Source organism: Simplicispira psychrophila DSM 11588 (assembly GCF_000688255.1).
Lineage (GTDB): Bacteria > Pseudomonadota > Gammaproteobacteria > Burkholderiales > Burkholderiaceae_C > Simplicispira > Simplicispira psychrophila.
On the sequence record NZ_JHYS01000007.1, the window covers coordinates 175005 to 185245 of the forward strand.

The 10241-nt window shown below is 62.9% G+C and carries 9 protein-coding genes; 4 read left to right on the forward strand and 5 right to left on the reverse strand.

The genetic code is table 11. The annotated features are described in order from the left end of the window. Positions 1-19: 19 nt before the first annotated feature. Both gshA and Q390_RS0109515 read right to left on the reverse strand, forming a co-directional pair. Positions 20-1543, reverse strand: coding sequence for a glutamate--cysteine ligase (gene gshA, locus Q390_RS0109510; protein ID WP_027995852.1), 1524 nt, complete (start codon positions 1541-1543; stop codon positions 20-22). 171 nt (positions 1544-1714) lie between these two features. Next, a complete protein-coding gene (locus Q390_RS0109515) occupies positions 1715-2623 on the reverse strand; it encodes an SDR family NAD(P)-dependent oxidoreductase (protein ID WP_027995853.1) in 909 nt (302 codons plus the stop codon). Between the two features lie 139 nt (positions 2624-2762). Between Q390_RS0109515 and Q390_RS0109520 the strand changes: the two genes are divergently transcribed. The 4 genes from Q390_RS0109520 (at position 2763) to Q390_RS0109535 (ending at position 5363) form a co-directional block, all read left to right on the forward strand. Beyond that, on the forward strand, positions 2763-3650 hold the full coding sequence (locus Q390_RS0109520; RefSeq protein WP_027995854.1) for an NUDIX hydrolase: 888 nt from the start codon (positions 2763-2765) through the stop codon (positions 3648-3650). Between the two features lie 77 nt (positions 3651-3727). Then, on the forward strand, positions 3728-4006 hold the full coding sequence (locus tag Q390_RS0109525; protein ID WP_027995855.1) for a DUF427 domain-containing protein: 279 nt from the start codon (positions 3728-3730) through the stop codon (positions 4004-4006). 387 nt (positions 4007-4393) lie between these two features. Then, positions 4394-5020, forward strand: coding sequence for a DUF938 domain-containing protein (locus Q390_RS0109530; protein WP_027995856.1), 627 nt, complete (start codon positions 4394-4396; stop codon positions 5018-5020). 31 nt (positions 5021-5051) lie between these two features. Next, complete coding sequence (locus tag Q390_RS0109535) at positions 5052-5363, forward strand: 2Fe-2S iron-sulfur cluster-binding protein (protein ID WP_037472621.1); 312 nt, start codon at positions 5052-5054, stop codon at positions 5361-5363. Between the two features lie 52 nt (positions 5364-5415). Here the strand turns inward: Q390_RS0109535 and Q390_RS0109540 are convergent, their stop codons facing one another. The 3 genes from Q390_RS0109540 to Q390_RS18100 form a co-directional block, all read right to left on the reverse strand. Then, on the reverse strand, positions 5416-6918 hold the full coding sequence (locus Q390_RS0109540) for a Do family serine endopeptidase (RefSeq protein WP_027995858.1): 1503 nt from the start codon (positions 6916-6918) through the stop codon (positions 5416-5418). Between the two features lie 218 nt (positions 6919-7136). Continuing rightward, positions 7137-8858 (reverse strand): gamma-glutamyltransferase, encoded by a 1722-nt coding sequence (gene ggt, locus Q390_RS18095; protein ID WP_084153859.1) that lies wholly within the window; start codon positions 8856-8858, stop codon positions 7137-7139. Between the two features lie 352 nt (positions 8859-9210). After that, positions 9211-10153, reverse strand: a protein-coding gene (locus tag Q390_RS18100) for an IS5 family transposase (RefSeq protein ID WP_156949847.1) whose coding sequence is annotated in 2 segments (ribosomal slippage) — positions 9211-9996 and positions 9998-10153 — 942 coding nt in all. Because the reading frame shifts where the segments join, the coding sequence is not laid out codon by codon here. Positions 10154-10241 lie beyond the last annotated feature (88 nt).

The following is a 10241-nucleotide window of genomic DNA, read 5'->3' on the forward strand; positions in this document are numbered from 1 at the left end:
ATCTATTTAACAGCATCGGTCACCCCAGTCCCTGCGCTGCCATGTACTGCTGACGCCAGACCTCAAAGTCCAGCGTGTCCGCGCCTTCAATGGCCTTTTGCGCCGCCAGTGAAGCCTCGACCTCGGCCATACTGCGCGCCTGCTGCGCGGCACTCCAGGGCTGGGCCAGCAAGGCGTCGCGCGCCAGGGCCGACTGGTGCTGGGTGAAGCCGGTGAAACTGTTGTCGTGCTGCTCTGCCATCTGCGCCAGCACGCGGGCGGACGGTGTTTGCGTGGCATCGGCCAGCGTACTGCGCGCCTGAGCCAGCGCGGTGCTGTAGTCGCGGCTGTGGTGGGTCGCATCCAGCGCGGCGGCCAGCGGCGCGCACTCGGCCAGTACTTGGGCGGCCCAGTCCACCAGCGGCACGCTGCGGCCTTGGCGCAACAGGCGCAGACCCGGCTCGCGCCCCCGCGCGGCGGTCAGGTGCTGGTTGTATTTGATCTCGGTGATTTCTTGCGGCGTGTCGGGCGGGCTGTCGCTCAACAAACAGTGCAGCAAAAACACGTCCAGCAGACGCATAGTTTCCGCCGTGATGCCGACCGACACGAAGGGGTCGAGGTCCATCAGGCGCACTTCAACATATTCGACGCCGCGCTCGCGCAGCGCGTGCAAGGGGCGCTCGCCGGGCTGGATCACGCGCTTGGGACGGATGGTGCCGTAGAACTCGTTTTCAATCTGCAGCAGGCTGGTGCCCAGCTGGTTGTAGTCGCCGCCCGGGTTGCGCACGCCCACCGCCTCGTAGGCCGGATAAGGCCGCATCAGCGCCTCATGCAGCGAATCGGCGTAGCCCTGCAGGCTGTTGTAGCTCACCGCCAGCGTGGCCTGGGCATCGCTCTGGTAGCCCAGGCTGCCCATGCGCAGCGAAGTGGCGTGCGGCAGGTACAGGGCCTGCTCGCTCAAGCGCTGGAGCGCGTGCGGACGACCCTGCGCAAAGCATGGGCCCAGCGCTGGCGAGGCGCCAAACAGGTACAGCAGCACAAACGCCTGGCGGCGAAAGTTGCGGATCAGACCGAAATACTGCTCACTGGTCACGCCCGGCATCGACCAGTTGTAATGGATGCCGCAAATGGTCTGCATCCGGCGGCCATAGCGGTGGCCCAAGCCCATACGGTACACGCTCTTGGTGCGGCCGATATTGGAGCTGCCGTAGCGCGCCAGCGGAATCGTCTCGTCGGTGGGCAAGCGGCACGGCATGCTCGACACCCACAGCCGCTCGTCGCCCGGCTCGCGCAGGGTGCGCAGGACAAACTGGTGCACCTCGGTCAGCTCGTCCAGGCAGTCCTGCACGCCGTGGTGCGGGCCGGTGATCAGCTCGATTTGCGATTCGCTGTAGTCGGTGGTGATGTGCGGGTGCGTCAGCGCCGAGCCCAGCGCCAGCGGGTGCGGGGTCAGGGCCAGATCGCCGCTGGGCAGCACGCGCAGCCCCTCTTTTTCAATACCGCGCCGTATGCCTGCCAGGCGTTCAACAGGGTGGGCGTCTATTTTTTCTTGCAAGGTGCTCATGGGTCTTCGCCGTTTTGGGATCGGGCGAAACTTAGCACGCCGCGCCCGTGCCCGCTTGGGACGATATCAAGAACCGGTCTAGGCACGGCAAAACCGCCAGCGTCAGCGCGCTGGCGGTTTTTCGTGCTGCAACTGGCGCGCTGCATCGGCGCCAGGCTGCGGGGACGTCTTTCAGCGGTGCGCAGCCAGGGCTTTTTGCAGTTCTGTCGTGCCCTGCTCCGAGCCGCTGTGGGGCACCTGGGCGGCACTGGCATCGGTCACTTCGGCCAGACGCGCCGCCAGTTGCTCGGCTACGTCGGCGCCAGCGCCCAGGTAGATGCCCTGCGTCAGCGTGATCTGCGCGGCCTCAAAGCTGCCGGCACCGGCGCACAGGATAGTGCGCGTCGGCGCGTCTTCGTGCGCCAGCACCAGCATCGCGGGCACCACCGCGGCTGGCTCTAGTGCGGCCAGCACTGCGTCAGGCAGCAGGCCTTCGGTCATGCGCGTGTGCGCCGTCGGCGCCAGCGCGTTGACACGAATGTTGTGCTTGTCCCCTTCCAGGCCCAGGGTCTGCATCAACCCCACCAGCGCCAGCTTGGCGGCACCGTAGTTGCTTTGGCCAAAGTTGCCGTACAGCCCGGTAGACGAGGTCGTCATGACGATGCGGCCGTATTCCTGCGCCAGCATGTGCGGCCACACCGCCTTGCTGCAGTGCACGGCGCCCATCAGGTGCACTTCCAGCACCAGGCAAAAATCGGCCAGCTCCATCTTGGCAAAACTCTTGTCGCGCAAAATGCCAGCGTTGTTGACCAGCACATCGACCCGGCCCCAGGCGTCTATGGCCTGCTGCACCATGGCCTGCACTGCGACAAAATCGGCCACTGAGGCGCCGTTGACCAGCGCCTCGCCACCCGCCGCGCGGATCTCGTCCACCACCGCCTGCGCCGGGCTGATCGAGCCGCTCTCGCCGTGCACGCCGCCACCCAGATCGTTGACCAGCACCTTGGCACCACGCGCGGCCAACGCCAGCGCATGTTCGCGCCCCAGGCCCCCGCCGGCCCCCGTCACGATAGCTACCCGACCTTTGAAATCAATACCCATGGCAGTGTCACTCCTGTGGTTGAAAAAATGGTTGCAGATCCGGCCAAAATAAACGCAACAACGCTGCGTGTCTGCACTCTACGCGACAGGGAACTCCATTCCCAGTATCGTCAGCGCCTTCTTTGCCCTGAAAGCCCCCATGCAGCCCGCCCCCCACACCACTTCTGAAACACCCCGCGCCTCGGCTTCCGTGGCGCTGCTGCGCAACACCGACCACGGCATGGAAGTGCTATTGCTGCGCCGCACCCCCCAGGCATCGACCATGGCCGGGGTGTATGTGTTTCCGGGCGGCAAACTGGACACGGCCGACACCACGCTGGACGGTGCCCACCTGCTCGACCAGAGCGCCGCCGACCTGCACCACAGCCTGCACGAGCCCGGCACCGACACCGCCACCGCCAGCGGCCTGTACGTGGCGGCGCTGCGCGAAGCGCTGGAGGAATGCGGCCTGCTGCTGGCGGAGGCTGTGCACCAGAGCGCAGCGGTGGACGCGCTGCGCGCTCGCGCCCTGCTGCGCGGCGGCATGGCGTTTGGCGACGTACTGACGCTGCTGCAACTGCGCCTGCAGACGCGCCAGTTGACGCCCTGGTCGCGCTGGATCACGCCGCTGGCGCCGTCCGTCGGCCCGCGCCGCTTTGATACGCGCTTTTTTGTCGCCCCGGCCCCAGCCGGACAAACCGCCCTGCACGACAACGAAGAAACCACCGAGAGCGTCTGGATCCAACCGCGCACCGCACTGGAGCAATACCGCGACGGACAGATCGAGTTGGTACCTCCGCAAATCATGACGCTGGCCCAACTGGCGCAGCACCGCCAAGTCGCCAGCGTGCTGGACGCCGCCCGCCGCCAGCCACCACCGACCATCCTGCCCGAGGCCTATGACTGCGACGGCCAGCGCATCATTTGCTACCCTGGCGACGCACAGCACTCGGTACGCGAACGTGCCCTGCCCGGGCCAACGCGGATGCACTGGCAGCAGCAGCGCTTTATTCCGGAAGGCGGTTTTGACGCGCTGTGGAATTTATAATTTTTGATAGCTGAAAGCGCTTGCCACACCTGCGCTACAGCCATTTTCACCCCTCAAACCCCCACAAGGAGTTCCCCATGCAAGCTACCTGGAATGGCGTTGTTGTCGCCGAAAGCGACGATACCGTGCTGGTCGAAGGCAACCACTACTTTCCCGAAAGTGCGCTGCGACATGAGCACTTCACCTTCAGCAACCACAAAAGCATGTGCCCCTGGAAAGGCCAGGCGACGTATTTCTCGCTGCTGGTCGATGGCGAACTCAACCCCGACGCCGCCTGGACGTATGCCGACCCGCGCCCCGAAGCCGAAGAAGTGCGCGGCCGCGTGGCGTTCTGGAAGGGCGTCACCGTCGCCTGAACCTTGCAAGACGGGTCATCCACAGCCGGTGGGTTATCCCTGATGGCACTGGACAATCCTGTGGACAACTTTCGGCCAGCGCTGTATGACCAGCGCAAGTGGTTGATATAGAAAGAAAAGCCCTGTACTGCCTGTTTTTTAATCAGTCAACGCCACCATTGGCCCGGCTTATCCCGCTGCGCACTGGACAATGTTGTGGATAAGTCTGCACAAGTCTTGTATGAGCGTTCCAAGTGCTTGATTTACAAGCCAATAGCTTGAGCTGCTGAATTTTTAAGCAAACTGGTAGGGCCTCATCCAGGGCGACAAACAGCCCCCATCACTCTTTTATTGATAGCTATTACCGCTTACTACACCTGCATTACAGGCAATTTTTACCCTTTATCTATGCGCCCCCACCTGCACAGCAGCGCCGCCGAGCGCAACCGCCAGCCCATCCTGCACGTGCTGCAAGCCCTGCTGCCCGCCAGCGGCAGCGCGCTGGAGATCGCCAGCGGCACCGGCCAGCATGTGGCCCACTTTGCTGCCGCCCTGCCCGGCTGGACTTGGCAACCGAGCGACGCGCAACCGGACGCCTTTGACACCCTCCAGGCCCAGTGCACGGCAGCCGACGTGTCCAACGTGCGCCCACCGGTGTTACTGGACGTGCTGGATGCGCACTGGCCTAGTAGCGGGGCGACCTTCAGCGCGCCGTTTGACTTGGTGTATTGCGCCAACCTGCTGCACATCGCCCCCTGGGCCTGCTGCGCTGGACTGATGCAGGGCACGGCGCGCTGTCTGGCGCCGCAGGGCCGACTGGTCACCTACGGCCCGTATCTGGAGGACGGCGTGCCCACCGCGCCCAGCAACCGGGCCTTTGATGCCAGCCTGCGCCAACGCAACCCGGCCTGGGGCATTCGCCAGTTGCACGACGTCGCCGCCGAGGCCGCGCGCGCTGGCCTGCAACTCAGCGCACGCCATGCGCTGCCGTCCAACAACCTGCTGCTGTTGTTTGAGCGAGCGCGCAGCGCCTGATCCCCTGATTTTTTGACTTGGTGACTGCCCCATGACCTCTGCCGACGCATCTCTTTCCCCGCTGTGCGCGCCCTTTTTTACGGCCTATACGGCCGACGGCCAGCAATGTGACGCCTGGCCCGAGCAGCCGCTATTGCTGTCGCTGGAACAGGGCGGCATCGACTGGCCCAGCTCGTGCCGCAACGGCACTTGCCGCACTTGTATCGGCCAGCTGCGCAGTGGCAGCGTGCGCTACGCCATCGAATGGCCTGGCCTGTCCGCCGAAGAAAAAGCGCAGGGCTGCGTGCTGCCCTGCGTCGCCTACCCGGCCACGGACGTGGTGCTGGAAAAAGTGGACGGCTGAAAACGTGTTCAGCGTGCTGGACGTGCTGGCCGCGCTGAACCTGTTGATGCCATCAGCCCAGCCGTACCGGCACAAAAATCTTCTCGCCATCACGCCAGATCAGCAGCGCCACCGTCTTGCCGGCCTTGGCCATGGCGGCGCGCACCCCGTCCACGCTCTTGGCGGCCGTGCCATTGATGGACAGCAACATATCACCGGCCTGCACCCCCGCGCTGGCCGCCGGGCCACTGGCGTCTTCGATCAACAGACCGGTGTCGATCCCGGATTCACGTTTTTCATCCACGCTCAGGGGCCGCAACGCCAGACCCAGCTGGCCCTGGCCTGCGGCCGAGGCGGTGCGCTCGCCCTTGGCCGCCTTGTCGCCGACGCTGCCCAGCGTGGCGCTGAGCTGCTTGCTTTCGCCCTGGCGCCAGATACCCAGCTCCACCTTTTGCCCCGGCAGCGTCTGGCCGATATAGGCCGGCAAATCGCCTGAAGCAACGATGGGCTTGCCATCGATCTGCTGGATCACATCCCCCGGCTCCAGCCCCGCCTTGGCGGCAGGACTGCTTTTTTCGACGCTGGCCACCAGCGCACCCTCGGGTTTGGCGAGCTTAAACGAGTCGGCAAAAGCCTGATTGACCTCTTGTACCGACACGCCCAGCCGGGCATGGCGGGCCTCACCGGTGGCCACGATCTGGTCTTTCACACGCGCCGCCAGTTCGATCGGAATGGCAAACGACACGCCTTGGTAGCCCCCGGTACGGCTGTAGATCTGCGAGTTGATGCCCACCACCTCGCCGCGGGCGTTGAACAAGGGCCCACCCGAGTTACCGGGGTTCACGGCGACATCGGTCTGAATGAACGGCACAAAACCATCGTCCGGCAGCGAGCGCCCCTTGGCACTGACCACCCCCGCCGTAACGCTGTTTTCAAAACCAAACGGCGAGCCGATGGCCAGTACCCATTCGCCGACCCGCAAGTCACTGGTACTGCCCAGCTTGACAACCGGCAGGCTCTTGGCATCGATCTTCAGCACCGCCACATCGGTCTGCGGATCAGCGCCCAGCACCTTGGCGACAAATTCGCGCCGGTCGGTGAGCTTGACGGTCACTTCGGTGGCGTCCTTGACCACATGGGCGTTGGTCAGGATCAGCCCATCGGGGCTGATGATGAAACCCGAGCCCTGGCCGCGCATCGGTACCGGGTGCTGGTCGGGCATGGCGCCACCGCCCGGCATACCAAAGCGCTTGAAAAACTGAAACATCGGATCGTTCGGATCCAGGTTGGGCATACCGCGTTTTTGTGCCGCAGCACCGCCCTCATCGTCCCGGGAGGTTTTACTCAGGCCACTGACGCTGATGTTGACCACGGCGGCGCCATTGCGCGCAGTGATGTCGGCAAAGTTGGGCACGGTCATGGTGTCGGGCGCAGCCGCCACGGCCACAGCGGGCACTGGCGCAGCCATCGCGCGTGTGTGCAGACCCGTGACCAGACCAGCGCCGCCCGCGCCCACCATGCCAGCGGCAACGAGCGCCAAGACCAGTCGGCGCGGAGAAGTAAGGAGCGAGTTCATGGTGTGTACCTTCCAAAGTGGCTGTAATGGAAGGCAGTGTCCGCCTGCAAACTTAGGCCCCGCTTAGCACCGGCGCTGGTTGCGGCGCCGACTTGGTGTCCGGATGCAAGCAGCTCCCAGCCCCAGCGCTGGCCATGCAGGCGATGGGGCTGGAAGCCTGGCGGAGGGGTGGCAACCGCCGGCAGCCTATCGGCCGCAGCGGTGCCCGCCCGGAGCGCTCAGTAGATGACGCTCACCGCGCCGTTTTTCCCGCGCGGATCGGTCACGGGATACGGCATGTCGCCGATCACCTGCACCGCTTCTATATTCAATCCACCGCCTACGCCGTCCTTCATGATCCAGCCGCGATTGGTGAGGTCCGTCCCCACCGATGCCGGGTACTTACTGGCTTCGTACTCAATCACGTTATCCGGCAGCAGCTGGTGGTGAAAGCGCGGTTGCGCCTGTGCCTCGGCGATAGGCAGCTTGTACTCCAGCACATCCACCAGCACCTGATACACACTGGTAAAGATACGCGAACCGCCCGGCGTACCCAGCACCAGCGCAACCTTGCCGTTCTGGGTGGCAATGGTCGGACTCATGGACGACAGGGGGCGCTTGTTGGGCTGCACCGAGTTGGCATCCGAACCCACCACGCCAAACTGGTTTGGCACGCCGGGTTTGGCGGCAAAGTCGTCCATCTCGTTGTTCAACAGGAAGCCGGCGCCCTCCACCACGATGCCACTGCCATAGCCGCCATTGAGCGTGTAGGTGTTGGACACGGCATTGCCCCATTTGTCCACAATGGAGAAGTGCGTGGTCTGGGGTTTCTCCGTCGCCCCAGGAGCGGCCGGCAAGTCGGTGCCCAGGCCGGGCTGGATCTGTGCCAGAGGGGTCGGCACCAGGGGGTTGACCTCAGCGGCGCGCCGGCGCAGGTAGTCGTCCGACAGCAGGGTGGACATCGGTACGCTGAAAAAATCCGAGTCCCCGAGGTACTGCGCGCGATCGGCAAACACCCTCTTTTCCATTTCGGCCATCAGGTGCAGGTACTGCGCAGAGTTCAGCGGCGCATTGGCAAATTGGGGCGCCAGGAAGCTCTTCATTTTCAGCAATTGACCAATGCCGAAGCCGCCCGAACTCGGAGGCGGCGCGGTGTAGACCGTGTAGCCGTTCCAGTCGATGGCGACGGGGTCGCGCCACACCGCTTGGTAGTTCGCCAAGTCCGCCTTGGAGATCAGACCCTGGGTGCGCTGCATTTGTGCCACCAGCAGGTCAGCGGTCTGGCCTTTGTAGAACTCGTCGGCGCCGTTGTCGCTGATGCGCTGCAAGGTGTTGGCCAGTTCAGGCTGCTTGAACAACTGACCGGCCACCATCTTGCCGCCAAAGTAGTTGTTGAAGTTGCTGCGGCTGGCCGTGGTCGTGGGGCTGGCCGTGTTGTAAGCCATGAAACCGGCCCGGGCATAACCAATGGCCGGTGCCAGTACCTGACTCCAGCTCAATTTACCGAATTTCTGGTGCACGGCTTGCATGCCAGCCACGGTCCCCGGAACCCCCGCGGCCAGAGAGCCGTCCAGGCTTAAGCGTGGAATCACATCGCCGTTGGCGTCCAGGTACATGGTCGGCGTGGCAGCGCCGGGGGCTTTTTCCCGGTAATCGATAAAGTAGGGCTTACCGTCCATGTAAACGGTCATGAAACCGCCGCCGCCGATATTTCCGGCCGATGGCAAAGTAACTGCCAAAGTAAACCCAACGGCGACACCGGCATCGACCGCATTGCCGCCCTGTTCGAGAATCAATTTGGCCGCCGCAGCGCCAAATGGGTCAGGCGCTGAAACGGCTGCGGCCTTCAGCAGCGGCGGCGGATACTGTGGATCGTCAGAGCCGCCACAGCCCACCACCCCGGCCAACAGCGCCACCGCAACGAAGGTGCGCCTGCGCAATAGAAAAGATACATGATTCATGACATTCTCCATTATTGGTTTTCCATCCATTGACCCAATTTTTGGGCGGATTTCATTCTGCTGGGATTTACCATCGCTGTCTTGAGCATTTGTAGACCCCCAAGGGAATACCCTGAATAAAATGCTATGAACCACAAACTTTGATAATTAAAGAATTAATTAAATAAGTTTTTATGTAAAAAATTAATTCATTTAAGGATGGTCTGAAAAACTCATAACTGAGCGTGCTACAGGCACTGGATTTTTCACTGGATGCAATATTGCACTGAGCAGGCATGAATTCATGCTTTTTCGCTCCCCGCTGGGAGCGTTTCTGCCGCATTCGCAGCCCTCGCCCTGTTTTTGGGCGCACTCACCCCTGCGTCGCCATCAACGTATGGCGAAGCATCCACAGGTTTGACAGCGCAAACAGCGTCTTGAGTTGCAGCGTGTTCTTCTTCAATCCCCGGTAGCGCACCTTCTCGTAGCCAACTTGGCGCTTGAGCACTCTGAACGGATGCTCAACCTTGGCACGGATGCCGGCCAAGACCTTCTCCAGCAAGTCAGTCAGGGCATCGATGGGATTGTTTTCCTTGTCCAGCGCTTTGCGCTTACCCGGGCGCAGCGCCACATGCCAAGTGACTCCCTCTTTAGCATCAGCTCGCTTGTGCGAGCCCTGGTAGCCAGCATCACCGTAGACATCGGTTTCTGCGCCATGCAGCAAGCTGTTGCCTTCAGTGACGTCGGCCACATTGCCCGAGGTGCCGCGCACGGTGTGTACCAGCCCTGAGTCAGCATCTACGCCGATGTGTGCCTTCATCCCAAAATACCACTGCTTGCCTTTCTGGCTCGAATGCATCTCAGGGTCGCGCTCCTTGGCTTTGTTCTTGGTGGAGCGGGGTGCGGCGATCAGTGTGGCATCGACTGCCGTGCCGGCCCTGAGCAGCAGGCCGCGCTGCTCGAGCAGGTCATTGACGGTGGCCAGGAGCTGATCGGCCAATTTATGGCGCTCCAGCCGGTGGCGGAAACGCAGGATGGTGCTCTCATCGGGCAGCCGGCCATGGGCGTCAAGCTGGGCAAATTCGCGCAACAAAGGCGTATCGAAGAAGGCCTCTTCCATGGCCGACTCTGACAAGCTGAACCATTGCTGCATGAAATGCAACTCGCAGCATGGTCTCCAGCGCAAAGGGTGGGCGGCCGTTCTTGCCTTCGGGGTAGTACGGGGCGATGAGCTCGACCAGCGCAGTCCAGGGGACCACGCGTTCCATCTGGGCCAGAAACTCCTGCTTGCGGGTTCTTCTGGTGCTCAGGTTCAGATCAAGGCTCGATTACTTCATGGGCAAAGAGGATGCCATGGCAGGCTGACGCCTGCCAGACAACGGAGGAGGTTTTGCAGAGTTTCCT